General features: G+C 70.0%; 27 protein-coding genes. 21 read left to right on the top strand and 6 right to left on the bottom strand.

Annotation, left to right across the window (positions count from 1 at the left end; translation table 11 throughout):
• Nucleotide 1 precedes the first annotated feature (1 nt).
• Nucleotides 2-646 (top strand): FMN reductase, encoded by a 645-nt coding sequence (locus ACIQID_RS04155; protein ID WP_025103206.1) that lies wholly within the window; start codon nt 2-4, stop codon nt 644-646.
• Nucleotides 647-754: 108 nt separating this feature from the next.
• Here the strand turns inward: ACIQID_RS04155 and ACIQID_RS04150 are convergent, their stop codons facing one another.
• On the bottom strand, nt 755-934 hold the full coding sequence (locus ACIQID_RS04150; RefSeq protein WP_136052140.1) for a DUF5302 domain-containing protein: 180 nt from the start codon (nt 932-934) through the stop codon (nt 755-757).
• Nucleotides 935-1121: 187 nt separating this feature from the next.
• On the opposite strand from ACIQID_RS04150, the gene ACIQID_RS04145 reads away from it, so the two are divergent.
• A complete protein-coding gene (locus ACIQID_RS04145) occupies nt 1122-3062 on the top strand; it encodes a GDSL-type esterase/lipase family protein (RefSeq protein WP_400282228.1) in 1941 nt (646 codons plus the stop codon).
• Between the two features lie 13 nt (nt 3063-3075).
• Here the strand turns inward: ACIQID_RS04145 and ACIQID_RS04140 are convergent, their stop codons facing one another.
• Entirely contained in the window at nt 3076-4386 is a 1311-nt protein-coding gene (locus ACIQID_RS04140) for a UDP-glucose dehydrogenase family protein (protein WP_400282225.1), read from the bottom strand.
• Between the two features lie 359 nt (nt 4387-4745).
• Here ACIQID_RS04140 and ACIQID_RS04135 point away from each other — a divergent pair, with 359 nt between their 5' ends.
• From ACIQID_RS04135 to ACIQID_RS04115, 5 genes are all read left to right on the top strand, one after another.
• Nucleotides 4746-7019 (top strand): polyribonucleotide nucleotidyltransferase, encoded by a 2274-nt coding sequence (locus tag ACIQID_RS04135; protein WP_331202705.1) that lies wholly within the window; start codon nt 4746-4748, stop codon nt 7017-7019.
• Nucleotides 7020-7233: 214 nt separating this feature from the next.
• On the top strand, nt 7234-8262 hold the full coding sequence (locus ACIQID_RS04130; RefSeq protein WP_400282222.1) for an aldo/keto reductase: 1029 nt from the start codon (nt 7234-7236) through the stop codon (nt 8260-8262).
• 73 nt (nt 8263-8335) lie between these two features.
• Nucleotides 8336-8938, top strand: a complete 603-nt coding sequence (locus tag ACIQID_RS04125) for a histidine phosphatase family protein (protein WP_025103212.1) — start codon at nt 8336-8338, stop codon at nt 8936-8938.
• A gap of 55 nt (nt 8939-8993) precedes the next feature.
• Nucleotides 8994-9734 carry a 4-hydroxy-tetrahydrodipicolinate reductase gene (gene dapB, locus ACIQID_RS04120; RefSeq protein ID WP_400282219.1) on the top strand — a complete coding sequence of 247 codons (741 nt, stop codon included), beginning with the start codon at nt 8994-8996 and terminating at the stop codon, nt 9732-9734.
• The gene (locus ACIQID_RS04115) at nt 9734-10168 is read left to right on the top strand and encodes a hypothetical protein (RefSeq protein ID WP_400282216.1); all 435 of its coding nucleotides are present in this window, start codon (nt 9734-9736) and stop codon (nt 10166-10168) included. The genes dapB and ACIQID_RS04115 overlap by 1 nt, the downstream gene beginning before the upstream one ends.
• Nucleotides 10169-10180: 12 nt before the next feature.
• On the opposite strand, the gene ACIQID_RS04110 is transcribed toward ACIQID_RS04115, so the two are convergent.
• The 3 genes from ACIQID_RS04110 to ACIQID_RS04100 form a co-directional block, all read right to left on the bottom strand.
• On the bottom strand, nt 10181-10606 hold the full coding sequence (locus tag ACIQID_RS04110) for an OsmC family peroxiredoxin (RefSeq protein WP_312672897.1): 426 nt from the start codon (nt 10604-10606) through the stop codon (nt 10181-10183).
• Nucleotides 10607-10690: 84 nt separating this feature from the next.
• Nucleotides 10691-11263 carry a DUF4395 family protein gene (locus ACIQID_RS04105; protein ID WP_400282213.1) on the bottom strand — a complete coding sequence of 191 codons (573 nt, stop codon included), beginning with the start codon at nt 11261-11263 and terminating at the stop codon, nt 10691-10693.
• Between the two features lie 20 nt (nt 11264-11283).
• Entirely contained in the window at nt 11284-11697 is a 414-nt protein-coding gene (locus ACIQID_RS04100; RefSeq protein ID WP_312672895.1) for a thioredoxin family protein, read from the bottom strand.
• A 113-nt stretch (nt 11698-11810) separates the two neighbouring features.
• On the opposite strand from ACIQID_RS04100, the gene ACIQID_RS04095 reads away from it, so the two are divergent.
• The 3 genes from ACIQID_RS04095 to ACIQID_RS04085 are packed head-to-tail and all read left to right on the top strand — an operon-like array spanning nt 11811 to nt 13854.
• A complete protein-coding gene (locus tag ACIQID_RS04095) occupies nt 11811-12620 on the top strand; it encodes a thymidylate synthase (protein ID WP_312672894.1) in 810 nt (269 codons plus the stop codon).
• Entirely contained in the window at nt 12617-13093 is a 477-nt protein-coding gene (locus ACIQID_RS04090) for a dihydrofolate reductase (protein ID WP_312672893.1), read from the top strand. The genes ACIQID_RS04095 and ACIQID_RS04090 overlap by 4 nt, the downstream gene beginning before the upstream one ends.
• Nucleotides 13093-13854 (top strand): SDR family oxidoreductase, encoded by a 762-nt coding sequence (locus tag ACIQID_RS04085; RefSeq protein WP_312672892.1) that lies wholly within the window; start codon nt 13093-13095, stop codon nt 13852-13854. Before ACIQID_RS04090 ends, ACIQID_RS04085 begins: the two co-directional genes overlap by 1 nt.
• A 9-nt stretch (nt 13855-13863) precedes the next feature.
• Here the strand turns inward: ACIQID_RS04085 and ACIQID_RS04080 are convergent, their stop codons facing one another.
• A complete protein-coding gene (locus tag ACIQID_RS04080; RefSeq protein ID WP_312672891.1) occupies nt 13864-14403 on the bottom strand; it encodes an NUDIX hydrolase in 540 nt (179 codons plus the stop codon).
• A 79-nt stretch (nt 14404-14482) separates the two neighbouring features.
• On the opposite strand from ACIQID_RS04080, the gene dapA reads away from it, so the two are divergent.
• The 11 genes from dapA to miaA all read left to right on the top strand — a co-directional run bounded on the left by dapA (nt 14483) and on the right by miaA (nt 26410).
• Complete coding sequence (gene dapA / locus ACIQID_RS04075; protein ID WP_312672890.1) at nt 14483-15460, top strand: 4-hydroxy-tetrahydrodipicolinate synthase; 978 nt, start codon at nt 14483-14485, stop codon at nt 15458-15460.
• Nucleotides 15461-15513: 53 nt separating this feature from the next.
• Complete coding sequence (locus ACIQID_RS04070) at nt 15514-17190, top strand: ribonuclease J (protein WP_105949656.1); 1677 nt, start codon at nt 15514-15516, stop codon at nt 17188-17190.
• Nucleotides 17191-17281: 91 nt separating this feature from the next.
• Entirely contained in the window at nt 17282-19990 is a 2709-nt protein-coding gene (locus ACIQID_RS04065; RefSeq protein ID WP_400282205.1) for a DNA translocase FtsK 4TM domain-containing protein, read from the top strand.
• Nucleotides 19990-20565 (top strand): CDP-diacylglycerol--glycerol-3-phosphate 3-phosphatidyltransferase, encoded by a 576-nt coding sequence (pgsA, locus tag ACIQID_RS04060; protein WP_312672887.1) that lies wholly within the window; start codon nt 19990-19992, stop codon nt 20563-20565. The genes ACIQID_RS04065 and pgsA overlap by 1 nt, the downstream gene beginning before the upstream one ends.
• A complete protein-coding gene (locus tag ACIQID_RS04055; protein WP_400282201.1) occupies nt 20562-21050 on the top strand; it encodes a CinA family protein in 489 nt (162 codons plus the stop codon). Before pgsA ends, ACIQID_RS04055 begins: the two co-directional genes overlap by 4 nt.
• A gap of 141 nt (nt 21051-21191) precedes the next feature.
• The gene (locus tag ACIQID_RS04050; protein ID WP_025103227.1) at nt 21192-21500 is read left to right on the top strand and encodes a helix-turn-helix domain-containing protein; all 309 of its coding nucleotides are present in this window, start codon (nt 21192-21194) and stop codon (nt 21498-21500) included.
• Nucleotides 21501-21518: 18 nt separating this feature from the next.
• Complete coding sequence (locus tag ACIQID_RS04045) at nt 21519-21743, top strand: DUF3046 domain-containing protein (RefSeq protein WP_312672884.1); 225 nt, start codon at nt 21519-21521, stop codon at nt 21741-21743.
• Nucleotides 21744-22004: 261 nt separating this feature from the next.
• Nucleotides 22005-23051 carry a recombinase RecA gene (recA, locus tag ACIQID_RS04040; RefSeq protein ID WP_025103229.1) on the top strand — a complete coding sequence of 349 codons (1047 nt, stop codon included), beginning with the start codon at nt 22005-22007 and terminating at the stop codon, nt 23049-23051.
• 383 nt (nt 23052-23434) lie between these two features.
• Complete coding sequence (locus tag ACIQID_RS04035; RefSeq protein WP_312672883.1) at nt 23435-23908, top strand: regulatory protein RecX; 474 nt, start codon at nt 23435-23437, stop codon at nt 23906-23908.
• Between the two features lie 49 nt (nt 23909-23957).
• Nucleotides 23958-25502 (top strand): tRNA (N6-isopentenyl adenosine(37)-C2)-methylthiotransferase MiaB, encoded by a 1545-nt coding sequence (miaB, locus tag ACIQID_RS04030; RefSeq protein WP_400282196.1) that lies wholly within the window; start codon nt 23958-23960, stop codon nt 25500-25502.
• Nucleotides 25499-26410, top strand: a complete 912-nt coding sequence (gene miaA / locus ACIQID_RS04025) for a tRNA (adenosine(37)-N6)-dimethylallyltransferase MiaA (RefSeq protein WP_400282193.1) — start codon at nt 25499-25501, stop codon at nt 26408-26410. The genes miaB and miaA overlap by 4 nt, the downstream gene beginning before the upstream one ends.
• Nucleotides 26411-26412: the final 2 nt, after the last annotated feature.

Raw genomic sequence — 26412 nt, 5'->3', positions numbered from 1 at the left:
CATGACCACGCGTCGCATCGCCGTCGTCTCGGCGGGGCTGTCCAACCCGTCGTCCACCCGGATGCTCGCCGACCGGCTGGCCGCGGAGACCGTGAAGGCGCTCGCGGAGCGCGACATCGAGGCCACCGTCGACGTGATCGAGCTGCGCGACCACGCGCACGACATCACGAACAACATGCTCACCGGTTTCGCGCCCCCGGCGCTCGAGACGGCGATCAACACCGTCGTCTCGGCCGACGCGCTGATCGCGGTCACCCCGATCTTCTCGACGAGCTACTCGGGGCTGTTCAAGTCGTTCATCGACGTGCTCGACCCTGATGCGCTCACCGGGAAGCCGGTGCTGATCGGGGCGAACGCGGGGACACCGCGGCACTCGCTCGCGATCGACTACGCGATCCGTCCGCTGTTCGCCTACCTGCATGCCGAGGCCGTCTCCACGGGCGTCTTCGCGGCGTCGAGCGACTGGGGCGGCGCGGGAGACGACGTCGCGCCGCTGGCGAAGCGGGTCGAGAAGGGCGCGAGGGAACTCGCCGAGGCGGTCGCGCGGCGGGATGCCGCCGCGGTCGTCGACCCGTACGACCCCGCCACCTACCTGGGTGAGGGGCGCTCCTTCGGCCACATGCTCGGCGGTCTCGCCGGAGAGTGACCTCGACGGCCGCCCGACAGCGACGTGCCCCGTGCCTTCCGGCGCGGGGCACGTCCGTGTCTGCGGAGGGGATGCGGGAGCAGGAGACCGGCTCCCGCATCCTCGCGGTCAACCGCTCTTGCGTCGGAACTCGCGCCGCGTCTGCGGGGCGTTGGCGGCGTGCACGGCGGAATCGCCGTCGAGGTGAGCCTCGCCCTGCCGGTGGTGCGCGTTCTTCTTCTCGAGCGCTTCCTTGAACTTGCGCTTCATGTCCTCGGAGGAGGAGCCGGCGCCTTCTTCGGTGCTCATGCTCCCGAGCCTAGAGCACGGCCGGACGAGCGGCGAGGGTCACCGCGTCGGTCGCGACCGGCCCCGGGGCGGTGAACGGGAACCAGAGCGCGGACAACCGGTGACCGTGATCCAGCATCCGGTGAACATCCGGTGCCCGACGCGGATTCCCCGCGGCGGGGACGGGGAACGCCGCCATCCTGAGGGGGTGAGAGTCGCGATCGTCACCGAGTCCTTCCTTCCGCACATGAACGGTGTGACCGGATCCGTGATGCAGATCCTCCGTCACCTGGAGCGCCGGGGGCACGACGCGTGCGTGCTCGCTCCGGCCGCGATCGGCATCCCGGCGGCGTTGCACGGCGCGCCCGTCGCGGCGATCCCCAGCGTCCCGCTCCCGGGCTACCGCGACGTCCGCGTCGGCGCCGCGACCACCCGGAGGGTCGGCGCAGAGCTCGACCGCTTCCGTCCCGACGTCGTCCACCTGGCATCGCCGTTCGCGCTCGGATGGCGGGGCCTGGTCGCCGCAGAGCGCGGCGATGTCGGGACGGTCGCGGCGTACCAGACCGACGTGGCCGCGTACACGGAGAGGTATCGCGTCGCGGCGACGACCGGAATCGCCCATGCCCACATCGCTCGACTGCACCGGCGGGCGACCCTCACGCTCGCGCCGTCCACCGAGTCGGCGCAGCAGCTGAGCCGGCTCGGCATCGACCGCATCCGGTCCTGGGGGCGGGGCGTGGACGCCGAGCTCTTCCACCCCTCCCGGCGCAGTGCCGCGCTCCGGGCCGAGTGGGGAGCGGAGGTCGTCATCGGCTACGTCGGACGCCTCGCCCCCGAGAAGCAGGTGGAGGATCTCGCCGCGCTGCACGGCATCCCCGGCACGCGTCTCGTCATCGTCGGAGACGGCCCCCGAAGGGAGCGGTTGCAGGAGCAGCTTCCCGACGCCCTCTTCCTCGGGCGGCTCGACGGGGAGGCGCTCGCCGCGGCGTTGGCCTCCTTCGACGTCTTCGGGCACCCGGGGGAGAGCGAGACCTTCGGGCAGACACTCCAGGAGGCGCACGCGAGCGGTGTCCCTGTGGTCGCCACAGGCCGAGGAGGCCCGCTCGACCTCGTCCGGCCCGGCATCGACGGGTGGTTGTACCGGCCCGGAGACCTCGCGGACCTCCGCGGTCGCGTGACCGCGCTCGCCGGAGACGAGCGCAGGCGTCGGGCCCTCGGGGAGGCGGGCTGGGGCGCGGTGCAGGGCCGGAGCTGGGCGCACCTCGGAGATCAGCTCCTGGATCACTTCGAGGAGGCGCGGACGCTGCACGCCGTGGACCGTCGTCTGGGCGCTCGCCGCCTCGTCCGACCAGAGCCGGCCCCGCCCGCCCCCGCGCGCCGGTGGCGACGGATCGTCGCCCTCGGCGACTCCGTGACCGAGGGGCTCTGCGATCCCGGACCCGACGGTGCGCTGCGCGGGTGGGCGGACCGGCTCGCGCTGCTTCTCGCCGCGCGGGGAGGCCTCCACTACGCCAACCTCGCGATCCGGTCGAAGCGCGTGGCCGACGTGTGCGGACCCCAGCTGGAGCAGGCGAGGCAGCTCCGCCCCGATCTGGTCACCGTCCTGGTGGGCGCCAACGACCTCGTGAGGCACCGCGTCGACGTGCCCGCGCTCGCCGCGAGCCTGGAGGCGGCGGTGCGGCGGCTGCGCGCGACCGGTGCCGACGTGATCCTGGTCACCCCGTTCCTGCCCGACCGCCGCGCGGCGGCGCTGTACGCCCGGCGCTTCTCCGCCTTCGCCACGGCGTTGGCGGGGATCGCTGCGCGGACCGGTGCGATCCTCATCGACACGGATCTGCATCCGGGACTGGGGGAGCGGCAGCACTGGGGCGAGGACCTCGTGCACCTCGGCAGCCGAGGGCACCGCTTCCTCGCCTATCGCGTCGCGGAGGTGCTCGGGGTGCCGCACGCCGACGCGCTGGGAGTGCTGGATGCGGCGTTGCACGAGAACGAGCCGATCGGACGTGCCGCCTGGTGGCGGCAGTATGCGCTCCCGTGGGTGTGGCGACGACTGCACGGCCGTGCCGCGGGGGACGGGCGTCGGGCGAAGCACGACGACTACGTCTACGTCGGGCGCTCCACGGTGCCGCGGGACGCCAGCGTGGTCTGATCGAGGCGAGGTCTCAGCGTCGCCCCATCCCGCGGTACGTCCAGCCGGCAGTCCGCCAGGCGTCGGCGTCCAGACAGTTGCGCCCGTCGATCACGATGCGACCCCGCACGAGTCCGCCGGCGTGCTGCGGAGTGAGCTCGCGGCGGTACTCGTCCCACTCCGTGACGACGACGACCGCATCCGCGTCCCGCAGGGCCTCGTCCCTGGACGCGGCGTACCCGAGCTGCGGATGCCGTGCGCGGGCGTTCTCGATCGCCGCGGGGTCGGTCACCACGACGTCGGCGCCCAGTCCCCGCAGCCGCACGGCCACCTCCAGAGCGGGAGAATCGCGGACGTCGTCGCTGAAGGGCTTGAAGGCCGCGCCGAGGACGGCGATCCTCCGCCCGAAGACGAGGCCGCCGAGGGCATCCACCACGAGGCGCACCGCCCGATCCCGTCGGCGGAGGTTGATGGCGTCCACCTCGTGCAGGAAACCGACGGCCTCCCCGCGTCCGAGCTCTTCGGCGCGCGCCGCGAACGCGCGGATGTCCTTGGGCAGGCAGCCGCCCCCGAACCCGATCCCCGAGCCCAGGTAGCGGCGGCCGATGCGCGAGTCGTGTCCGAGTGCTTCGGCGAGCAGGGTGACGTCCGCTCCTGCCGCTTCGGCGATCTCGGCCATGGCGTTGATGAACGAGATCTTCGTCGCGAGGAACGCGTTGGCGGCACCCTTCACGAGCTCCGCGGTGGCGAGGTCGGTGACGAGGAAGGGCGAGCCCGCGTCGATCGCCCCGGCGTACACGCGGCGGAGCAGGTCGACGGCGGCGGCGCCCTGCGGAGTGTCCTCGGCGCCGACCACCAGACGGTCGGGGCGGAGGGTGTCGTGGACGGCCCAGCCCTCCCGGAGGAACTCGGGGTTCCAGGCGAGCGTCGCGCCGGTCTCCGCGATCCGGCGGGCCAGACGGGCGGCGGTGCCCACGGGGACCGTCGACTTCCCGGCCACCACCGCCCCCGGCCGCAGGTGGGGGAGCAGCCCGTCGATCGCCGCGTCGACGAAGCGGAGGTCGGCCGCGGGGCCGGAGGCGGACTGCGGGGTGCCGACCGCGAGGAAGTGCACATCCGCCCCGGCCGCGGCCGCCGGGTCCGCGGCGAAGCGCAACCGCCCTGACCGCAGCCCTTCCTCGAGGAGCTCGGTGAGGCCCGGCTCGAAGAAGGGCGCGGCACCCGCGGCGAGGTCGGCCACCTTGCCCTCGTCCACGTCGATCCCCACGACGTCGTGACCGAGCGAGGCCATCGCCGCGGCGTGCACCGCTCCCAGATACCCGCATCCGATCACTGACATCCGCATGCGCTCAGCACAGCCGAGCCGTCTCTCGCCCCGGCGCACGCCCGGTGAACGCCGGGTGACGGTCCGGTGTCGGGACCGGGCCGGGCGCGGAACCCTCGGGTCTTCGCGGACACGCTGGTAGTGTGGTCGAGGGTGACTCCGGTCATCCGACAATTTCACATCGACTCATGGAGCGATCGGCGGAGAAGCTGGTCCCCTGTGGTGGGTTCCTCGGCGCATGTCGGGTGGCTTTCTACTGGTGGCCAGCGCAGGCGAGATTCGCGGGAGTGCCCGCGCGCCCGAACCCTTCCGTTCCGCTCCTTTGAACACGCTCGCGCGTCACACGGATGCGCGAGTCTAAACAAAGAAGGAGAGACCTCTTGGAAGGTCCTGAAATCACCGCCACCGAGGCCGTTCTCGACAACGGCCGCTTCGGCACCCGCACCATCCGCTTCGAGACCGGCCGCCTCGCGCAGCAGGCTCAGGGCGCTGTCGCCGCCTACCTCGACGGCGAGACCATGCTCCTCTCGGCCACCAGCGCAGGCAAGCACCCGCGCGAGGGCTTCGACTTCTTCCCGCTGACGGTCGACGTCGAGGAGCGCTCCTACGCCGCCGGCAAGATCCCCGGCTCGTTCTTCCGTCGTGAGGGTCGTCCCTCCACCGAGGCGATCCTGGTCTGCCGACTGATCGACCGTCCGCTGCGTCCGTCGTTCGTCGACGGCCTGCGCAACGAGGTCCAGATCGTCATCACGGTCCTCTCGATCGCCCCGGGCGAGTTCTACGACGCCCTCGCGATCAACGCCGCGTCCGCGTCGACCCAGATCTCGGGTCTGCCGTTCTCGGGCCCCGTCGCCGGTGTGCGTCTCGCGTTCATCCCCGGCCACGGTCAGCACGAGGACCAGTGGGTCGCGTTCCCGACCGCCGAGCAGGTCTCCGAGGCCGTGTTCGACCTGATCGTCGCCGGTCGCGTGGTCACCAAGGCCGACGGCTCCGAAGACGTCGCGATCATGATGGTCGAGGCCGAGGCGACCGAGGGCAGCTGGAACCTGATCAAGGCCGGTGCCACCAAGCCCGACGAGACCATCGTGGCCCAGGGCCTCGAGGCCTCGAAGCCGTTCATCGCCCAGCTCGTCAAGGCGCAGGCCGAGCTCGCCGCCACCGCGTCGAAGGAGCCGGGCGTCTACCCGGTCTTCCCCGCGTACAGCGACGAGGTCTACGACTTCGTGTCCGAGCGCGCGTTCGCCGAGCTGAGCGACGTCTACCAGATCGCCGACAAGACCGAGCGTCAGAACGCCGACGACGCGATCAAGGACCGTGTCAAGGCCGAGCTCATCGAGGCCACCGAGGCGGGCTCGCTCCCGGCCGCGGCCCCGCTGGAGTTCTCCGCGGCGTACAAGTCCGTCACGAAGCGGATCGTCCGCGGTCGCATCCTCACCGAGGGCACCCGCATCGACGGCCGTGGCCTGGCGGACATCCGTCCGCTCGACGCCGAGGTGCAGGTCATCCCGCGCGTGCACGGCTCCGCGATCTTCCAGCGCGGCGAGACCCAGATCCTGGGTGTCACCACGCTGAACATGCTGAAGATGGAGCAGCAGATCGACTCGCTGTCGCCCACGACCAGCAAGCGCTACATGCACCACTACAACTTCCCGCCCTACTCGACCGGTGAGACCGGCCGCGTGGGTTCGCCGAAGCGTCGCGAGATCGGGCACGGCTTCCTCGCCGAGCGCGCTCTGGTGCCGGTGCTGCCGAGCCGCGAGGAGTTCCCCTACGCGATCCGTCAGGTGTCCGAGGCGCTCAGCTCCAACGGCTCCACCTCGATGGGCTCCGTCTGCGCGTCGACCCTCTCGCTGCTGAACGCGGGTGTGCCGCTGCGCGCTCCCGTCGCCGGCATCGCGATGGGCCTCGTCTCGGACGAGGTCAACGGGGAGACCCGCTACGCGGCGCTGACCGACATCCTGGGTGCGGAGGACGCGCTCGGCGACATGGACTTCAAGGTCGCCGGTACGAGCGAGTTCGTCACCGCCATCCAGCTCGACACGAAGCTCGACGGCATCCCGTCGTCGGTGCTCGCGGGCGCGCTGACCCAGGCCAAGGACGCGCGACTGACCATCCTCAACGTCCTGAACGCCGCGATCGACGCCCCCGACGAGATGGCGCCCACCGCGCCGCGCGTCATCAGCGTCCAGATCCCGGTGGACAAGATCGGCGAGCTGATCGGCCCGAAGGGCAAGACGATCAACGCGATCCAGGACGAGACCGGCGCGCAGATCTCCATCGAGGAGGACGGCACCGTCTACATCGGCGCGACCGACGGCCCCTCGGCCGAGGCCGCCCGTGCCCAGGTCAACGCGATCGCCAACCCGACCAACCCGGAGGTCGGCGAGCAGTTCCTCGGCACCGTCGTGAAGATCGCCACCTTCGGCGCCTTCATCTCGCTGCTCCCGGGCAAGGACGGGCTCCTGCACGTCACCGAGGTGCGCAAGCTCGCCGGTGGCAAGCGTGTGGAGAACGTCGAGGACGTGCTCTCCGTCGGCCAGAAGATCCTCGTGAAGATCACGAAGATCGACGACCGCGGCAAGCTGTCGCTCGAGCCCGTGCTCGACGACGCGCCCGCTGCGGACGAGGCTCCGGCCGAGGACGCCGCCGAGTAAGACACGGATGACACGGAACCCGGGCTCCTCCGTCAGGAGGGGCCCGGGTTCCGTCGTCTGTTCCGTGATCGAAACGTTATGGGAAGTTTGCGCGCCGTTCCCCGGATTGGTCGGGACGTTCGCGCACGTCGCATACCCTCGAAGTACGCACCGGGGGGTGCCAGCGAAGCAGTGATGTCGATCGGCTCCGGCCGATCACGGCGGGGGTGAGAGTATGCGGTTGTTCAGCGTAGGCGCAGGAACACCTGGTGAACGCGCCCCGCAGGAGCACGAGGACCACCCCTCCGCCCCCATCCCGATCGTCGGGCCCGGCGTCGGGGAGTCCATCCGCGCCGCCCTCGGCGAGACCGGATACGAGACGTTCCCGCTGATGCTCGGCGCGGCGGAGTTCGGGTGGAACGTCGATCTCGAGACGAGCCACGGCATCCTGGACCGCTACGTGGAGTTCGGCGGCAACGCCATCCACACCGCCGACGGATTCTCCGGCGGGCGCAGCGAGCACATCCTCGGACAGTGGCTGCGGTCTCGCGACCAGCGCGAGCGCGTCGTTCTGAGCGTGCGCATCGGAGCGCACGCCGACAACCCCGGTCTGGGATCGGTCAACCTCGTCCGCGCCGTCGAGGGGTCGCTCACGCGGCTCGGCGTCGATCGCATCGACGTGCTCTATCTGGACGCCACGCTCGATGCGACCACCAACCTGGAAGACACGCTGGCGACGGTCGAGTGGCTCGTCGAAGCCGGGAAGATCGGCGCGCTCGGCGCCTACGGGTTCAGCCCGGAGCGGCTCGTCGAGGCGCGCATCCTCGCGTCCGCGGGATACCCGCGGATCACGGTGATCGACACGCCGTACAACCTCGTCCGTCGGCAGCCGTTCGAAGGCGACCTCCGGCTCGTGGCCGGTGCGCAGAACCTCGCCGTGACGCCGTCCCACGCCTTGGAGCACGGGTTCCTGTCGGGGCGCCACCGCACGAAGGCGCTCGCCTCCCGTGGTGTCCGCGGCGAGCAGCTGCGCGGGCACCTCAACCGTCGGGGGACCAAGGTGCTGCGGGCGCTCGATCAGGTGGCCGCCGAACTGGCCGTCCCCGTGGCGGCCGTCTCCATCGCGTGGCTGCTCGCGCAGCGCACGGTCGCCGCGCCGATCGTGAACACGTTCGCGACCGACCACGTCGACGAGCTCATGCAGGGTGCCGGTGTCACGCTGTCCCGGGTGCAGGTTGCCGACCTCACCCGCGCGGGCGCCTGAGCGTGCGTCGCCCGTGACATAGGGTGGAAGAGGAAGACCGGCGGATGCTGGCGAAGAGGCGAGCGAGCGAGTTGTGACGCACTACATATATCTGGTCAGACACGGTGAACATCAGGATGCCGAGCACGGCCTCGCCGACGGACCCCTCTCGCCGCGCGGCCAGCGGCAGGCGGAGCTCATCGCGGATCGGCTGTCGGGCCTCCCGCTCGATGCCGTCTGGCATTCGCCTCTGCTCCGCGCCGCGGAGACGGCGCGAGCGATCGCCGGTCGACTGCCGTCCGTGGACCCGGAGCCGTCCGCGCTGCTGTTCGACTGCGTGCCGACGGGGATGACGGAGGAGACGCCGGCGGTGTTCGAGCCGTTCTTCGGATCGGTGACCGAGGCGGAGATCGAGGCGGGCCGCGCGCAGATGTCGGATGCCGTCAACGAGTTCCTCGTGCGGAAGACCGGCGACGTGCACGAGGTCCTCATCACCCACAACTTCGTGATCTCGTGGTTCGTGCGCGAGGTCCTCGCCGCTCCGGACTGGCGCTGGATGACTCTCAACCAGTCGCACTGCGGTCTGACGGTGATCGCGCAGAAGCAGGGGCGGCCGTGGACCCTGCTCACGCACAACGACACCGGCCACCTGCCGATGGAGCTGCGGACCGGGATCCCCGACGCGCTGCTGGTGTGATCACCGCCTCCGCGCGCCGCGACCCCCGGCCGACGCCCGGAAATAGACTGGACGCATGACCACGAAGGTAGCCCTCGTCGGCGGGACCGGAAAGCTCGGGACGATCATCGCTGCGGTGATCGAGGAGCTCGAGGGCTTCGAGGTGAGCCGCGTGCTGACGTCCACGAGCGACCTCTCGGAGCTCGCGAACGCCGACCTCGTGATCGATGCCTCCACCCCGCAGGTCAGCATCGACGTGGTGCGTACCGCCGTGGAGCACGGTCTCAACATCCTCGTCGCCACCTCCGGCTGGTCGGCGGAGCGGATCGCCCTCGTCCGTCCGCTCGTCGAGGCTGCGGACACCGGTGCGGTGTTCATCCCGAACTTCTCGCTCGGTTCGGTGCTCGGCTCTGCCCTCGCCGCGGCCGCCGCGCCCTACTTCGGCTCGGCGGAGATCGTGGAGGCGCACCGGGAGACCAAGGTCGACTCGCCGAGCGGGACGGCCGTCCGCACGGCGGAGCTCATCGCCGCCGCGCGTGCGACCCAGGGTCCTGTGAGCGCCCCGCATGCGGACCAGCGCGCACGGGGGCAGCAGGTGGGCAGCGTGCCCATCCACTCGCTCCGCCGCCCCGGGGTGATCGCCAAGCAGGAGGTCATCCTGTCCGGTCCGGGGGAATCGCTCACGTTCACGCACGACACCACCGACCCGGGCCTCGCCTACGCACCGGGTATCCGGTTGGCCGTGCCCTACGCGGCCACCGCCACCGGTGTCGTGGTCGGTCTGGAGAGCATGCTCGACATCGGCATCCGCTCGTGATGTCGCGGATCGGGGTCGGGCTGATGGCCGCGGCCCTCCTGCTCTACCTCGTCGTGGCGGGCTGGCTCGCCGTCATGTTCCTCGCCGTGGGGACGCCGATCTCCATCGGGATGGGCGTCACGCTCCTGGTCCTCGCACCCGTGGGCGGGTGGGCGCTGGTGCGCGAGATGCTGTTCGGCTTCGGCGCCGACCGCCTGGGGCGGCTGCTCGACGCCGAGGGCGGCATGCCGCCGGTCGAGACCGAGCTGACGCCCAGCGGGCGCCTCGCCCGGAAGGACGCGGACGCGCTCGTCGCGCGCTACACGGCGGAGGCGGACGCGGCGCCCGAGGACTGGCGGGCGCGATACCGTCTCGGCGTCGTGCAGGACGCGGCGGGACGCCGCAAGGACGCCAGGGCGAGCATCCGGAAGGCGATCAGCCTGTCCCGCGCCTGACGTCCCCCGGGTTCAGGCCAGCGTCGCCTCGAGGGTGATCTCGATGCCGGCGAGCGCCTGGGACACCGGGCACCCGGTCTTCGCCCCCTCGGCGATCTCCTGGAACTTCTCCGGCGTCAGGCCCGGCACGGTGGCGTTGACGTTGAGGTGGCTGCCGGTGATGCCGACGCCGGGCTTGAACGTGACCGAGGCGCTGGTGTTGACGCGCTCCGGTGCGGTGCCGTTCTCGGCGAGCGCGTGCGAGAGCGCCATGCTGAAACAGGACGCGTGGGCCGCAGCGATGAGCTCCTCGGGCGTCGTGGTCGTGTCGCTGCCCTCGCTGCGGGACTTCCAGTCGATCGGGAACGTCCCCAGGTGCGAGGAGGAGAAGGCGACCGTGCCGGAACCCTCCGTGAGCGATCCGGTCCAGGTGGCGGCGGCTTCACTGGTGACGGGCATGGTTCCTCCGGTTCTGACGCCACCGGGGGAGCGGCGTCGCTTGGTCGCCAGCCTACCGAGCGACCGGGCCGCCGGGAACCGGGGTCACGCGGTGCGGCGCGGTCGCCCGGTCAGCCCGGCGCGCTGCAGCAGCAGGTAGAGCTGGCAGCCGAGGCAGAAGGCGAACGCGGCGTTGAGGAAAGCGGCGAGGAACGCCGCGGCGGTGGCGATCGGGAGGGCCCACGGCACGCCGGCGAGGTGGAGCAGGAGGCCGAGCCCCACCACGACGAGACCCACGCCCTGGGCGAACCGCGGGGGACGGGGATCCTCCAGCTCGGCGGGTGGCGTGAGGCGCGGACGGACGAGGCGGCGGTAGAGGACGCCCCACGGTGCGGTGGCCGGGGAGACCACACCCCAGAGGAACAACAGCGCGATCAGCGTGGCCAGGAGGAAGCCAGGGTCGAGCACGCGCGCGACGGGCCCTGCGGCGGAGACCGCCCAGCCGCCTCCTCCGATGAACGCGAACTCCGACGACGCCGTGAGCGCGAACCAGCGATCGGTGGTCCGCGCGGTGGAGATCCCGATGAGGGCCAGGAACGTCGCGACGGCGAGCAGGAGTGCGGTGATCCCGGCGGCGAAGCGGGGCCCGCGCGGATCGATTCCGGGGGGAGGGGTCATCATCTGCTCCAGACGGGGTCTCAGACGGCGGCGAGGGCGTGGGTCAGGCTCTCGCGAGCGGGTATGCCCGCGAACCGAGCCTTGACGCGCCCCGTGGCGTCGAGCACGAAGGTGGTCGGTGTCTGCAGCACACGGTAGCGCGCCGAGAGATCAGGGCGGTGCGTGAGATCGATCTCGAGGTGCGCGAGGCCGGCGTCCACGGACGCGAACGAGCTGAGAAGACGACGCACCTGGGGGCAGCGGGCGCACGTCTCCGTGCTGAACTGCACGAGCGTCGCGGTGGCACCCAGCGCCGCGCCCTCCGCGTCGGCGGGATCGAACCGCAGGTCGCCGCCGTCCCGGCGGCGGCCCTCTCTCCCGCGCAGCACGAGACCGACCACGGTGGCGAGCACCAGCAGCGCGGCCAGGGCGGCGAAAGCGAGCGCGGGGGACATCCCTCGAGGCTAGAGCCGCGGCCGTGGAAGCGTCGCGATGTTTCGGTACGTGACGCGCGGATCGCGTCACGGTCACCGCCTCCGAGGGGAGCGGGGCGGGTATCCTGACAACCATGAGCGCCGCTGTCCCGACTCCGTACGAAGACCTGCTCCGCGATGTGCTCGAGACCGGCACGCACAAGAGCGATCGCACCGGGACGGGGACCACCAGCGTGTTCGGGCGCCAGATCCGCTTCGACCTCGCGCAGGGGTTCCCCCTCATCACCACGAAGCGGGTGCACTTCAAGTCCATCGCGTACGAGCTGCTCTGGTTCCTGCGCGGCGACTCCAACGTCCGCTGGCTGCAGGAGAACGGCGTCTCGATCTGGGACGAGTGGGCGGATGCGGACGGCGATCTCGGCCCGGTGTACGGCGTCCAGTGGCGGTCCTGGCCGACTCCCGACGGCGGCAGCATCGATCAGCTGACCGAGGTCATCGAGCAGATCCGGCGCTCACCCGACTCGCGGCGCCTGCTCGTCTCCGCCTGGAACCCGGCAGACATCCCCGATATGGCCCTCGCGCCGTGCCATGCGCTCTTCCAGTTCTATGTCGCCGACGGAAAGCTCTCCTGCCAGCTCTACCAGCGCAGCGCGGACATGTTCCTCGGCGTCCCCTTCAACATCGCCTCCTACGCGTTGCTGACGATGATGATCGCGCAGCAGGTCGGGCTGGAGCCCGGCGACTTCGTCTGGACCGGCGGAGACTGCCACGTCTACGACAACCACGTCGAACAGGTCCGCGAGCAGCTCACGCGGGAGGCCTACCCGTATCCCACGCTGCGTTTCGCGCGGAAGCCGGAGTCGATCTTCGACTACCGGTTCGAGGACTTCGTCGTGGAGGACTACCAGCACCACGCACCGATCAGGGCGGCGGTGGCGGTATGACCTGGGTCGGGCTCATCTGGGCCGAGGCCGCCGGCGGGGTGATCGGCGCCGAGGGAGGCATGCCCTGGTACGTGCCGGAGGATCTGGCGCACTTCAAGGAGACCACCCAGGGCGCGCCGGTCGTCATGGGGCGCAAGACCTGGGACTCGCTGCCGGAGCGATTCCGCCCCCTGCCCGGTCGCGACAACATCGTCGTGACCCGCCAGCAGGACTGGACCGCAGAGGGCGCCCGCCGTGCGGCCACGGTGTCCGAGGCCGTCCGCGGTCAGGAGAAGGTGTGGATCATCGGCGGTGCGGAGATCTTCCGCCAGGTGATCGCCGATGCCGACCGTCTCGAGGTCACGGAGCTCGACCTCGAGGTCGACGGCGACACCTTCGCTCCGCCGAAGACCGGATGGCGCGTGGTGGATGAGGGGGAGTGGCAGACCTCCCGCACCGGTATCCGGTATCGCTTCCTGAGGTACGAGCGCTGATGCCCACCGCACTGATCACCGGAGCCAGCGCCGGGCTGGGCGCCGAGTTCGCCCGTCAGCTGGCTCGTCGGCGCGCCGATCTCGTGCTCGTGGCCCGCTCGGAGGAATCGCTGTCGGCTCTCGCGACGGAGCTGCGCGGCGAGTGGGGAGTCGCCGTCGAGGTCCTTCCGGCCGATCTGTCGGAGGAGGCCGGCGTCGAGCGCGTCGCGGCGCGGCTCCGCGATCGGGACGACCCGATCGACCTGCTCGTGAACAACGCCGGGTTCGGGTTGCCGTTGCAGTTCGCCGACAACGACATCGAAGACGAGGTGCGGCACCTGCGCGTGCACGTCGAGGCCTCCATGCGTCTGATGCACGCCGCCCTGCAGACGATGCGGGGGCGGGGAGGCAGGATCATCAACGTCGCGTCGGTGGCCGGCTTCATCTCGCGGTCGACGTACTCGGCGTGCAAGGCCTGGCTCATCGACTTCAGCCGATGGGCGAACACGGCCTACGGTCCGGACGGCGTGAGCGTCACGGCGCTCTGCCCCGGTTTCACACACACCTCCTTCCACGAGCGCATGGGTCTCGCGGTCGGCGAGGAGGGCGTGCCGCCGTTCCTGTGGCTCGATGCCCGCGACGTCGTTCGCGAAGGACTCCGCGACGCCGCGCGCGGGAAGTCCGTGTCCATCCCCTCGCTGCGTTACAAGGCCGTCGTCGCCGTGACGAAGGTGCTGCCCCGATCCCTCACCGCGGCCGTCGCGCGTCGGGGCCGGGTCTGACGCCTCCGGTCAGCGGAACCGACCGAGGCGGATCCCGGCGAGAGCGATCGCGGCGATCGTCTCCCCGTCGGTGATCCGACCGTCGGCGATCATCCGGAGGACCTCCCCGAACGCCACCCACTCGACGGTGTCGATGCCCTCCTCCGCGCGGCTGTCGACCGCGTCGTCGACGCGCTCGATCTCTCGTGCCAGGAAGACGTGCTCCGTGGCCTCCGCGATGCCGTCGAGCGCGTGCGTGCTGCCGAGGTGCTCCCACCGGTGCGCACGGTACCCGGACTCCTCCCGGAGCTCCCGTTCCGCGGCGGCACGCGGATCCTCGCCGTCGGTGCCGCCGGCCGGGACCTCGACGGACGGTCCCACCGTGTAGCGGTCGACGGTCACCAGGCAGACCCGGTCGTCGGCGTCCATCGCGACGATGAAGACCGCGGGGTTCCTCACCGTCATGACGCCGTAGACGCCGCGACCGCCCGGTCCGGTGACGTCGTCTTCGCGGACGCGGATCCAGGCGTTCTCGTAGGTCGTGCGTGAGGCATGCGTGATCCAACCCATGGTGCGAGCCTATGGCCGACAGGGGAGGAGGACGCGGACGCGTCCGCGGCAGCGGCATCCGACCCGATACGCTGGACGCATGACGCACTCGGGCAACCCCTTCGGACAGGTTCTCGTCGCGCTCGTCACTCCGATGACGGCCGACGGCGAAGTCGACTGGCCCGCCGTCGAGAAGCACATCGATGACGTGATCACCGCAGGCGCGGACGGCATCGTCGTGACGGGAACGACCGGCGAGACCTCGACCCTGACGGACCCCGAGAAGCTCAAGCTCGTCGAGATCGGCAAGTCCGTCTCCTCGGGACGCGCGAAGATCATCACCGGCGGCGGTTCGAACGAGACCGCGCACGCCATCGAGCTGTACAAGGCCAGCGAGAAGGCCGGTGCCGACGGCATCATGATCGTCACGCCGTACTACAACAAGCCGACGCAGGCGGGCATCCTCACGCACTTCCGGCTCGTCGCCGATGCCACCGACCTGCCGGTCATCCTGTACGACATCCCCGGGCGGACCGGTGTCCCGATCAAGTACGAGACGATCCTCCGGCTCGCCAAGCACCCGAACATCCTCGCGGTGAAGGACGCCAAGGGCGACTTCTCCGAGGTGAGCCGTGTGCTCAACCAGACCGACCTCATGTACTTCTCCGGTGACGACGCGAACGTGCTGCCGCACCTGTCGATCGGGGCGACCGGCCTCATCGGCGTGACGGCGAACGTCGCCGCCGCTCCGTACCGGACCATCATCGATGCGGTGAACCGGGGCGACCTCGCCACGGCGACGGCCGAGCACAAGCGACTGGAGCCGCTCGTCAGGGCCGTCATGACGCACGTCCCCGGAACGGTCGCCGCGAAGTACATCCTGCACGGGCTGGGTCGCATCTCCAGTCCGCGTGTCCGCCTTCCCCTCGTCGGCCCGGAGGAGTGGGAGGCCGCCCTCATCGAGGACGAGCTCGACCTCGTCAACGGCGTGCCGGGCGCGGACTTCTCGAACTTCCGGCCCGACCGCAACGCGGCCGCGGGCGGCGCCCTGCCGAAGGTGCACGGCACGACGCGCTGAGCCGCGTCACCATGAACGAACGGACGCGTGGAGTGTCCGACTGAGGAGACAGCATGTCCATTCCCCTGGCCGAACCGTCCGCTCTCGACGAAGGGACGCTCCGGGTCATCCCGATCGGCGGCCTGGGGGAGATCGGTCGCAACATGACCGTGTTCGAGTACGCGGGCAAGATCCTGATCGTGGACTGCGGGGTGCTCTTCCCGGAGGAGCACCAGCCGGGCGTCGACCTGATCCTCCCCGACTTCGAGCCGATCCGTGATCGTCTCGACGACATCGTGGGTGTGGTGCTGACGCACGGGCACGAAGACCACATCGGGGCCGTTCCGTACCTGCTGCGGCTGAAGAGCGACATCCCGCTGATCGGCTCCGGACTCACGCTCGCCCTCGTCGAGGCGAAGCTGAAGGAGCACCGTATCAAGGCCTTCACCCTGACCGTGAAGGAAGGTCAGCAGGAGAAGGTCGGACCGTTCGACCTTGAGTTCGTCGCGGTGAACCACTCCATCCCCGACGCGCTGGCCGTCGCGATCCGCACCCCCGCGGGCATGGCCCTCGCCACCGGCGACTTCAAGATGGACCAGCTGCCCCTGGACGGCCGCATCACCGATCTGCGCGCGTTCTCGCGGCTGGGGGAGGAGGGGGTCGACCTCTTCCTCGTCGACTCCACCAACGCCGACGTGCCCGGCTTCACGCCCACGGAGCGCTCCATCGGCCCGGTCCTCGACCAGGTCATCGGCAAGGCTCCCCGCCGGGTGATCGTCGCGAGCTTCTCCAGCCACGTGCACCGCGTGCAGCAGGTCATCGACGCCGCGCACGCGCACGGACGTCGGGTCGCGTTCCTCGGCCGCAGCATGGTCCGCAACATGACGATCGCGGAGCAGCTCGGCTACCTCAAGGTGCCGGCGGGCGTGCTGATCGACTTCAAGAAGGCGCGTGACCTCCCGGACGAGCAGATCGTCTACATGTCGACCGGCTCGCAGGGGGAGCCGATGGCCGTGCTGAGCCGCATGGCCAACATGGACCACGCCATCGAGGTGAGCGAGGGTGACACCGTCATCCTGGCGTCGAGCCTCATCCCTGGCAACGAGAACGCCGTCTACCGCGTCATCGACGGACTCACCAAGCTGGGCGCGAACGTCGTGCACAAGGCCAACGCCCGCGTGCACGTGTCCGGACACGCCGCGGCCGGCGAGCTGCTCTACTGCTACAACATCCTCAAGCCGAAGAACGTCCTCCCTGTCCACGGGGAGTACCGGCACCTGATCGCCAACGCCAAGCTCGCCCAGGACACCGGGATCCCCGAGCAGAACACGATCATCGCCTCCAACGGCACCGTGATCGACCTGAAGGACGGTGTCGCCCGGGTCGCCGGACAGCTCGACCTCGGGTTCGTCTACGTCGACGGCTCGACCGTCGGCGAGATCACCGACGCCGACCTCAAGGACCGCCGCATCCTCGGCGAGGAGGGGTTCATCTCGGTCATCGTCGTGGTGGACGCCGCCACCGGGCGCATCATCTCCGGACCGGAGATCCATGCGCGCGGTGTCGCCGAGGACGACGCGGTCTTCGACGACGTCGCCCCGAAGATCGTCGCCGCCCTGAAGGAGGCGTCCGGCAACGGCGTGCGCGACACGCACGCGCTGTCGCAGGTGGTGCGTCGCACGATCGGCCGCTGGGTGAACCAGAAGCTGCGTCGTCGTCCGATGATCGTCCCTCTCGTCATCGAGGCCTGACCGTCGGATCACGGCGTGCCCTCGCGCGCCGTGATCGTCGAGTTCCGCGTGGTGACGCGGAGATGTCGGTCTCGGGTCGTACCGTGGAGGCATGGCCAGGAGCAGCACCAAGACCGAGCGCGCCTCGACGAGCGCCCCGTCGCGCCCCAAGCGGCAGGCGGCTCCGAAGGCGCAGCCCGCTCCGAAGAAGTACATCGACGAGGCGGACAAGCCACCCGTCGCCGCGCGCGCCTGGAACGGGCTCGCGCACGGCGTGGGCGGACTCTTCCGGGCCTTCGGGCCGGAGACGCTGCAGAAGGACGACCGCAGAGACGGCTTCCCTTTCCTGCTGGTGATCCTGGCGGCGCTCGGCGCCGTCAACGAGTGGTTCTTCATCGGCAACGAGGTCGCGGGGAACATCAGCGCCTACTCGGTGGGGCTCTTCGTCGGTCGGGTGGCCTTCATCATGCCGGTGCTGCTGCTCTTCCTGGCGGGATGGCTGTTCCGGCACCCGTCGTCCGTGCACGACAACGGGCGCATCGGGATCGGCTTCGGGATGTTCGTGCTCGCTCTGGCGGGCATCTTCCACGTCGCCGGCCCCCGTCCCCACCCGAACCAGGGCATGCCTGCGCTGAGCGAGTCGGGTGGTCTGCTCGGATGGCTCGTGGGGCAGCCCCTGACGTACCTGACCGACATCCCGGCCTACATCATCCTCGGGCTGCTCGCCGCCCTCAGCATCCTCATCCTCACGAAGACCCCGCCGAACCGCATCGGTGCCCGCCTGGGAGACCTCTACGCCTGGATGTTCGACGCCGAGCGCCCGGAGAAGCCGGCGAAGGACTCCTCGGCCGCGGTCGACGAGGCCGACAAGGTCGACGACCCGGACGTGCTGCCCTGGTGGCGGCGCAACAAGACCGGCCGCGAGGAAGACCCCGACGAGGGGACCCTCGCCTCGGACGACATCACCGCGCTGCTGTCCACGACCGAGGCCACCCCGGCGTACGACCAGGCCGTGACGGTGGCGAACCCCTACGACGCGGCGACCGAGGTGCTCAGCGACGTCCGCTCGGTGACGGACACGCTCGCCGAGCAGCAGACGACCGCGCTCCTGGACGACGAGTCCGACACCGGCGAGATGCCGGAGCTCCCCGGACTGGACGGCTTCGGGACGGAGGGCCCCGGCGACCGCGGCCCGCAGGCCCCCGTGGCTCCCTACATCCTCCCGTCGCCGGGCGTGCTGTCCGAGGGGCCGCCCTCGGTCGCCCGCTCGGAGGCGAACGACCGCATCGTCGAGCAGATCACGAGCGTCCTCGACCAGTTCAAGGTCGATGCCAAGGTCACCGGCTTCTCCCGGGGCCCGACGGTCACGCAGTACGAGGTCGAGGTCGGCCACGGCGTCAAGGTCGAGAAGATCCTCCAGCTCAGCAACAACTTCGCCTACGCGGTCGCCTCCAACGACGTGCGCATCCTTTCGCCGATCCCCGGCAAGAGCGCGATCGGCATCGAGATCCCGAACACCGACCGCGAGACGGTCGCCCTGGGCGACGTGCTGCGGTCGGGAGCCGCGCAGAAGAGCACGCACCCGCTCACGATCGGCGTCGGCAAGGACGTCGGCGGCAACTTCGTCGTCGCCAACCTCGCGAAGATGCCGCACCTCCTGGTCGCCGGTTCCACCGGCTCCGGTAAGTCCAGCTTCGTGAACTCGATGATCACGAGCCTCCTCATGCGGGCGCGCCCGTCCGACGTGCGCATGGTCCTCATCGACCCGAAGCGCGTCGAGCTGACCAGCTACGCGGGTGTTCCGCATCTGATCACCCCCATCATCACGAACCCGAAGAAGGCGGCCGAGGCGCTGCAGTGGGTCGTGAAGGAGATGGACATGCGGTACGACGACCTCGCGTCGTTCGGCTTCCGCCACATCGACGACTTCAACCGCGCCGTGCGTGCGGGGGAGGTGGAGGTGCCGCCGGGCAGCGAGCGGGTGCTCAAGCCGTACCCGTACCTCCTCGTCGTGGTCGACGAGCTCGCCGACCTGATGATGGTCGCGCCGCGGGACGTCGAGGACTCGATCGTCCGCATCACCCAGCTCGCCCGGGCCTCCGGCATCCACCTGGTGCTCGCCACGCAGCGCCCGAGCGTCGACGTGGTCACCGGCCTCATCAAGGCGAACGTGCCGTCCCGCCTGGCCTTCGCCGTCACGAGCGTCACCGACAGCCGCGTGATCCTCGACAGTCCCGGCGCCGACAAGCTCATCGGTCAAGGTGACGCGCTCTTCTCGCCCATGGGTTCTTCGAAGCCGTTCCGTCTGCAGGGCGCATGGGTCGACGAGAAGGAGATCGACGCGGTCGTCAAGCACGTCACGCGTCAGGCGCGCCCCGAGTACCGGTCCGACGTCCAGGAGGCCATGGAGCCGGCGAAGAAGAAGGAGGTCGACGAGGACATCGGCGACGACCTCGAGCTCCTTCTCGCGGCCGCCGAGCTCATCGTCTCCTCGCAGTTCGGATCCACGTCCATGCTCCAGCGCAAGCTGCGGGTCGGCTTCGCGAAGGCCGGACGCCTGATGGATCTCCTCGAGTCGCGTGAGGTCGTCGGCCCCTCGGAGGGCTCGAAGGCACGCGATGTGCTCGCGACCCCCGAGCAGCTGCCGCAGGTCATGGCGAAGCTCCGCGGCGAAGACGTCCCGTCGGCTCCGGCTGCTCCGGCTGCGCCCGCGGCGGCGCCGCCCGCCGAACGTGATCCCTTGGAGGCGCAGTACGACGGCCTGCCGGTCGTCGAAGCAGAGGGCGACGAAGACGCCTGGGGCCTGACGGGACGCGACTGATGGCGATCCCTCGGCAGCTCCCCAACGCCATCACGGTGGCGCGCATCCCGCTCGCCGTCGTGTTCTTCGTGCTCCTGCTGGTCGGCGGGACGTACGGCCTCGACGATCTCACAGTGCGCTGGATCGCCGCCGTCCTCTTCATCGTCGCCATCTCGACCGACTGGGTCGACGGCTACCTCGCGCGTCGGTACGACATCGTCAGCGACTTCGGGAAGCTCTGGGACCCGATCGCGGACAAGCTCCTCACCGGCGCGGGATTCGTGGGGCTCGCGATCCTGGGCGAGGTCTCGTGGTGGATCGTCGTGATCATCCTCGTCCGCGAGTGGGGGATCACCATCCATCGGCTGGTCGTCGCGAGCGAGCACGTGGTCGCGGCCGCTTGGATGGGCAAGATCAAGACGGCGTTCCAGGGCGTCGCCCTCGGATGGGCGCTCCTGCCGTTGCACGTGTTCATCGGGCTCGGGCCGTGGACGGTCGTGACGACCGTGCTCATGATCATCGTCCTCGTGCTCACCGTCGTCAGTGGGATCGACTACATCGTCGCTCAGGTGCGCGGCGCCCGTCAGAGCCGATGAGCGACACGACGCCCGTCGAGGTCCTGACCGCTCTGCGCGCGCGGGGGTGGACGCTCGGCGTCGCGGAGTCGCTCACCGGTGGTGCGCTCTCCGCGGCCCTCGTCGCGGTCCCCGGGGCGTCCGCGGTGCTCCTCGGGGGCATCGTCGCCTATGCGACGCCGGTGAAGCACACGCTGCTCGCCGTCGATGACGAGCTGCTGGAGCGCCACGGACCGGTGCACGCGGAGGTCGCGCGACAGATGGCCGTCGGCGTGCGCGAGGCCGTCGCGGTCGACGGGCGTGCTGCCGACGTCGGGGTGTCCACCACCGGCATCGCGGGGCCGAACTCCCCGGATGGGCAGCCCGTGGGCACGGTTCACATCGGCGTCGTGACCCCGACGCGGAGTCGCACCGCGCAGTTCCGTTTCGCCGGCGATCGCGCGGCCGTGCGCGCGCAGTCGGTCGCGGCCGCCCTCGATGTGCTGGCCGCCGCGCTGCGGGAATAGCGACGCCCGGCGTCATGTTGATACGGGTGTGCTCACATTCAAACCACAGAGTGCAAGGGTAGATTCTGTGCAAGCCAGGAGGACTAGACTGGCCGTCTCTTCGAGGGAGACCTCGATTCACGAACTGCGGAGGAGGTTCCGATGATTCTTGTACGACAGGAGATCGGCGACGTGCTGAGGGACTTCCGTCTGCAGAAGGGGCGGACGCTCCGCCAGGTCGCGAGCAAGGCATCCGTCGCTCTCGGTTACCTCAGTGAGGTGGAGCGCGGTCAGAAGGAGGCCTCGAGCGAGATCCTCGCTTCGGTGGCGGAAGCTCTCGACGTCCCCATCTCGACGATCATGCGCGAAGTCGGGGACCGCATCTCGGTCCTCGAAGGCATCCAGGTCTTCCCCGACGTGGTCCCGGACGACCTGGTCGCCTCCGTGGAACCCGAGCTCTCGCTCCGCTGATCCCCGGAGAACTTCTTCATGCGACGCAGTGAGTTCCTGCGCGCCGTGGACGCTGAATTCGAAGCGCGCGCGTCCTCCCTGCTGAACGACCTCGTGCTCTCCGGGATGGGCGGGCGCACCGCGCTCGAAGCTCTCGACGCCGGGGTGCCCCCGCGGGACATCTGGCTCGCACTGTGCGCCGACATGGATGTGCCCGATTCCCGGCGCCACGGGGTGGGTCGCCTGGAGCCGCGCGGGCGGTGACGGGCGTGTCCCGGTGTGCGGATGTTCGACACGCCGACTTCGGCGTGGTGTCGAAAATCTGTTCGAACCGGGCGTAGTCTTCTGCACAAGTGGTCAGAAGGCTCTGATCCTCACGATCCGTGGCTCCTCGATGCAATGTCGGAGGCCCGCCGTACCGTGAGGGCCAAGCTGAAAAGCCATACGCCTTGTCGGAGAGTTCCTTCCAGCCGGAAGAGCCGCGACAGCCTACAGGCGGCAGCACACGCGCAGAAGGAGCACACCATGCCATCACCCGCCGACCGCGAGAAGTCCCTCGAGACAGCCCTCGCTCAGATCGACCGCCAGTTCGGAAAGGGCTCGGTCATGCGGCTGGGCAGCGATGAGCGGGCCCCTGTGGCCGTCATCCCCACCGGCTCCATCGCCCTCGACGTCGCCCTCGGCGTGGGAGGTCTGCCGCGTGGCCGCATCGTCGAGATCTACGGCCCGGAGTCCTCCGGTAAGACGACGCTGACGCTGCACGCAATCGCCAACGCCCAGCGGGCCGGCGGCATCGCGGCGTTCATCGATGCCGAGCACGCGCTCGACCCCGACTACGCCGCGAAGCTCGGCGTCGACATCGACGCTCTTCTCGTCTCCCAGCCCGACACGGGTGAGCAGGCGCTCGAGATCGCCGACATGCTCGTGCGTTCCGGAGCCATCGACCTCATCGTCGTGGACTCGGTGGCGGCCCTGGTGCCGCGTGCCGAGATCGAGGGCGAGATGGGCGACTCCCACGTGGGTCTCCAGGCCCGCCTCATGTCGCAGGCGCTGCGCAAGCTCACCGGTGGGCTGAACCAGACCAACACCACGATGATCTTCATCAACCAGCTGCGCGAGAAGATCGGCGTGTTCTTCGGCTCGCCCGAGACCACCGCCGGTGGTAAGGCGCTGAAGTTCTACGCCTCGGTGCGCATGGACATCCGCCGCATCGAGACGCTCAAGGACGGAACCGACGCGGTGGGTAACCGTACGCGCGTCAAGATCGTCAAGAACAAGATGGCACCGCCCTTCAAGCAGGCGGAGTTCGACATCCTCTACGGCGTCGGCATCTCCCGTGAGGGCAGCCTGATCGACTTCGGTGTCGAGCACGGGATCGTCAAGAAGTCCGGATCCTGGTACACCTACGACGGCGATCAGCTGGGCCAGGGCAAGGAGAACGCGCGGACGTTCCTGCTCAACAACGCGGACATCGCGTTGGCGATCGAGAGCCAGATCAAGCAGAAGCTCGGCATCGGCGGCCCGGCCGCGGCTCCGGGCGCTGATGAGCTGGCCGAGCGTCGCCCGGCCTGATGAGTGATCAGCGTGGGGGCGATTCCGAGCGGATCGCCCCCATCATCCCTCTCTTCGGCGGAGCTGCGCGCGCGGGGAAGTCGCCGGATGACGGGGCAGACGAGTCTGCTCCCGGTCCCGTGACACCGTCTGCATCGTCAGCGGATGCAGGCGGGGTCTGGCGCTCGACGTGGCATGAACCCGTGGCGGCGGGAGCGGGACCGGCTGACGACGGTGCGCCCAGCGCGCGCCATCCCGCTCGCGGAGCCTCGGCGCGGGCCGCTGCCACGAGCGGGAAGACGAACAGGCTGCGCGCCGTCGGCGGCGTGTCCCGATCGACGGAAGCGGACGAAGAGAGCGGCCCGTCGGCGGAGGAGATCCGAACGACGGCGGAGGAGTCGTTGGTGCGGAAGCTGCGAACGCGGTCGCTGTCGGTCTCCGAAGCTCGGCTGGTGTTGAAGGGACACGGACTCGCCACGGACGCCATCGACGACGTGATCGACGACTTCGTACGGCGTGGTTACCTCGATGACGCCGTGCTCGCGGATCTCCTCGTCACGTCCGGTGTCGAACGCAAGGGGCAGGGCCGGGTCGCCCTCTCTCGAGCGCTGTCGCAGCGAGGCATCCCCCGTGAGGTCATCGACGCCGCTCTCGACGAGCTCCCCGACGACGACGCCGAGCGCGCGCTGGAGTTCGCACGGACCAAGGCCCGCTCGATGGGACGTCTCGATCCGGACGCGGCGCTTCGCCGATTGGTCGGACAGCTGTCTCGCCGCGGGTACGGGGGAGCGGTCGCCATGAACGCGGCGAAGACAGCGCTGCGCGAAGCCTCGTTCGGCGGGGGCCCCTCCGGGGTGCGGTTCGTGGATTCCGACTGACGGTCCGCACGCGGTCGGCTCTCGGCGACGCTCGTACAATGGGAGCATCATGACTATCCCCCGCAGCGAACCGACGATCATCAGCGCGTCGTCAGCGGCCGTCGACGACGACGGGCGCCAGCGATCCTACGAAGTGCGCACCTTCGGTTGCCAGATGAACGTCCACGACTCCGAGCGCCTCTCGGGATCCCTGGAGAGCGCAGGCTACGTCCGTGCCGATGCGGGCTCCGAGGCGGACGTGGTGATCATCAACACCTGCGCCGTCCGGGACAACGCCGCCGGGAAGCTGTACGGCACTCTCGGGCACCTGGCCGCCGTCAAGCGCCGCAAGGCCGGGATGCAGATCGCCGTCGGCGGCTGTCTCGCGCAGATGGACAAGCAGGCCGTGCTCGACAAGGCCCCCTGGGTCGACGTGGTCTTCGGCACGCACAACATGGGGTCCTTGCCCGGTCTCCTGGAGCGCGCGCGCCACAACGGCGATGCCGAACTCGAGATCCTCGAGTCCCTCGAGGTGTTCCCGTCGACGCTCCCCACCAAGCGCGACTCCGCGCACAGCGGCTGGGTGTCGATCTCCGTCGGCTGCAACAACACCTGCACCTTCTGCATCGTCCCGAGCCTCCGGGGCAAGGAGAAGGACCGTCGGCCGGGAGACATCCTCAACGAGATCCGCCTGCTGGTGGAGGACGGCGCCATCGAGGTCACGCTCCTCGGGCAGAACGTGAACTCGTACGGGGTGGAGTTCGGAGACCGTCAGGCGTTCGGCAAGCTCCTCCGCGCCGCCGGTGAGATCGAGGGGCTCGAGCGCATCCGCTTCACGAGCCCGCATCCCGCCGCCTTCACGGATGACGTGATCGATGCGATGGCAGAGACTCCCGCCGTCATGCCGCAGCTTCACATGCCGCTGCAGTCGGGGAGCGACCGGATCCTCAAGGCGATGCGCCGCTCCTACCGCAGCGAGCGGTTCCTCGGGATCCTGGACCGCGTCCGCGAGCGCATCCCGCACGCGGCCATCACGACGGACATCATCGTCGGGTTCCCCGGGGAGACCGAGGAGGACTTCGAGGAGACGATGCGCGTCGTCGAGCTGTCGCGCTTCTCCGGAGCCTTCACCTTCCAGTACTCGATCCGCGAAGGGACCCCGGCGGCCACCATGCCCGACCAGGTGCCCAAGGAGGTCGTGCAGGCGCGCTACGACCGGCTGATCGCGCTCCAGGAGCGCATCTCGCTCGAGGAGAACCAGAAGCAGGTCGGCCGTGAGGTCGAGGTTCTCGTGTCCACGGGCGAAGGCAAGAAGGACACGGAGACGCGTCGCCTCACCGGGCGGGCGCAGGACAACCGGCTCGTGCACTTCGAGGTCACTCCCGGGTCGGAGCTGCCGCGGCCCGGTGACGTCGTCACGGTGACGGTGACGCACGCCGCGCCTTTCCACCTCCTCGCCGACGACCCGACGGGCGCCCCGCTCCGCATCCGCCGGACGCGCGGTGGCGATGCGTGGGATCGGGGGCAGGCCGAGTCGTGCGCCGTGCCGGCACCGAGCGACGGTGCTCCGCGCGCCGTCTCCCTCGGTCTGCCGACCCTCCGCGTCGGAGTGTGACCGCGCCTCGGCTCTGGGCCGTCGTCGGCGCGACCGGCACGGGAAAGAGCGATCTGGCGCTCGATCTCGCGGAGGAGCTCCGACGCCGCGGCAACCCGGCGGAGATCGTCAACGCCGATGCCATGCAGCTCTACCGCGGCATGGACATCGGCACGGCGAAGCTGTCGGTGGCCGAACGGCGAGGCATCCCGCACCACCTGTTCGACGTACGCGCGGTGACGGACGACGCTGCGGTGGCTTGGTACCAGCCCCTCGCGAGAGAGGCCGTGCAGAGGATCCATGGCGCGGGTGGCGACGCGATCCTCGTCGGCGGATCCGGACTCTACGTGTCGAGCGTGGTCTACGAGTTCCACTTCCCCCCTCGGGATGCGGTCGTCCGCGAGCGGTTGGAGGCGGAACTGGCTCGCGACGGTGTCGACGTGCTGCTGCAGCGGCTGCGTGCCCGCGATCCCGAGGCCGCGGCGCGAGTGGACCCTCGCAACGGGCGACGCGTGATCCGGGCGCTCGAAGTCGTCGAGCAGGGGGGCACGACGCATGGTGCCGTCCTCCCGGAGAAGCCGACGCTCTGGTATCCGCACACACGGCTGATCGGCGTGCAGGTGGATCGCGCCGAACTGGTCGCCCGCCTCGATGCCCGCGTCCGGCGCATGTGGGAACGCGGTCTGGTGGCCGAGGTCGCCCGACTGCGTGACGAAGGTCTGGAGCAGGGGACGACGGCCCCCCGGGCGATCGGGTACGCACAGGCGCTCGCGTATCTGGAAGGACGCTCCAGCGCCGAGGAGGCGATCGCCGAGACCCAGGCGCTCACCCGGCGCTATGCGCGTCGGCAGGTGTCGTGGTTCAAGCGCTACCCGGAGCTGGAGTGGGTGACGCCGCCGGTGTCCGCCGCTGACCTGCTGGACGTCTGACC

It is taken from the genome of Microbacterium sp. NPDC091676, assembly GCF_044756645.1.
In the GTDB taxonomy this organism is placed as follows: domain Bacteria; phylum Actinomycetota; class Actinomycetes; order Actinomycetales; family Microbacteriaceae; genus Microbacterium; species Microbacterium paraoxydans_D.
Note: the sequence above shows the minus strand (reverse complement) of the source record. Positions and strands in the feature narration are given on the sequence as shown.

Excerpts from the sequence above, each read along its gene's own strand:
- ACIQID_RS04155 (WP_025103206.1), top strand. The coding sequence starts at position 2 with ATGACCACGCGTCGCATCGCCGTCGTCTCGGCGGGGCTGTCCAACCCG.
- ACIQID_RS04150 (WP_136052140.1), bottom strand. The coding sequence starts at position 934 with ATGAGCACCGAAGAAGGCGCCGGCTCCTCCTCCGAGGACATGAAGCGC.
- ACIQID_RS04140 (WP_400282225.1), bottom strand. The coding sequence starts at position 4,386 with ATGCGGATGTCAGTGATCGGATGCGGGTATCTGGGAGCGGTGCACGCC.
- ACIQID_RS04130 (WP_400282222.1), top strand. The coding sequence starts at position 7,234 with ATGCGGTTGTTCAGCGTAGGCGCAGGAACACCTGGTGAACGCGCCCCG.
- dapB (WP_400282219.1), top strand. The coding sequence starts at position 8,994 with ATGACCACGAAGGTAGCCCTCGTCGGCGGGACCGGAAAGCTCGGGACG.
- ACIQID_RS04115 (WP_400282216.1), top strand. The coding sequence starts at position 9,734 with ATGTCGCGGATCGGGGTCGGGCTGATGGCCGCGGCCCTCCTGCTCTAC.
- ACIQID_RS04110 (WP_312672897.1), bottom strand. The coding sequence starts at position 10,606 with ATGCCCGTCACCAGTGAAGCCGCCGCCACCTGGACCGGATCGCTCACG.
- ACIQID_RS04105 (WP_400282213.1), bottom strand. The coding sequence starts at position 11,263 with ATGACCCCTCCCCCCGGAATCGATCCGCGCGGGCCCCGCTTCGCCGCC.
- ACIQID_RS04100 (WP_312672895.1), bottom strand. The coding sequence starts at position 11,697 with ATGTCCCCCGCGCTCGCTTTCGCCGCCCTGGCCGCGCTGCTGGTGCTC.
- ACIQID_RS04095 (WP_312672894.1), top strand. The coding sequence starts at position 11,811 with ATGAGCGCCGCTGTCCCGACTCCGTACGAAGACCTGCTCCGCGATGTG.
- ACIQID_RS04090 (WP_312672893.1), top strand. The coding sequence starts at position 12,617 with ATGACCTGGGTCGGGCTCATCTGGGCCGAGGCCGCCGGCGGGGTGATC.
- ACIQID_RS04085 (WP_312672892.1), top strand. The coding sequence starts at position 13,093 with ATGCCCACCGCACTGATCACCGGAGCCAGCGCCGGGCTGGGCGCCGAG.
- ACIQID_RS04080 (WP_312672891.1), bottom strand. The coding sequence starts at position 14,403 with ATGGGTTGGATCACGCATGCCTCACGCACGACCTACGAGAACGCCTGG.
- dapA (WP_312672890.1), top strand. The coding sequence starts at position 14,483 with ATGACGCACTCGGGCAACCCCTTCGGACAGGTTCTCGTCGCGCTCGTC.
- ACIQID_RS04070 (WP_105949656.1), top strand. The coding sequence starts at position 15,514 with ATGTCCATTCCCCTGGCCGAACCGTCCGCTCTCGACGAAGGGACGCTC.
- ACIQID_RS04065 (WP_400282205.1), top strand. The coding sequence starts at position 17,282 with ATGGCCAGGAGCAGCACCAAGACCGAGCGCGCCTCGACGAGCGCCCCG.
- pgsA (WP_312672887.1), top strand. The coding sequence starts at position 19,990 with ATGGCGATCCCTCGGCAGCTCCCCAACGCCATCACGGTGGCGCGCATC.
- ACIQID_RS04055 (WP_400282201.1), top strand. The coding sequence starts at position 20,562 with ATGAGCGACACGACGCCCGTCGAGGTCCTGACCGCTCTGCGCGCGCGG.
- ACIQID_RS04050 (WP_025103227.1), top strand. The coding sequence starts at position 21,192 with ATGATTCTTGTACGACAGGAGATCGGCGACGTGCTGAGGGACTTCCGT.
- ACIQID_RS04045 (WP_312672884.1), top strand. The coding sequence starts at position 21,519 with ATGCGACGCAGTGAGTTCCTGCGCGCCGTGGACGCTGAATTCGAAGCG.
- recA (WP_025103229.1), top strand. The coding sequence starts at position 22,005 with ATGCCATCACCCGCCGACCGCGAGAAGTCCCTCGAGACAGCCCTCGCT.
- miaB (WP_400282196.1), top strand. The coding sequence starts at position 23,958 with ATGACTATCCCCCGCAGCGAACCGACGATCATCAGCGCGTCGTCAGCG.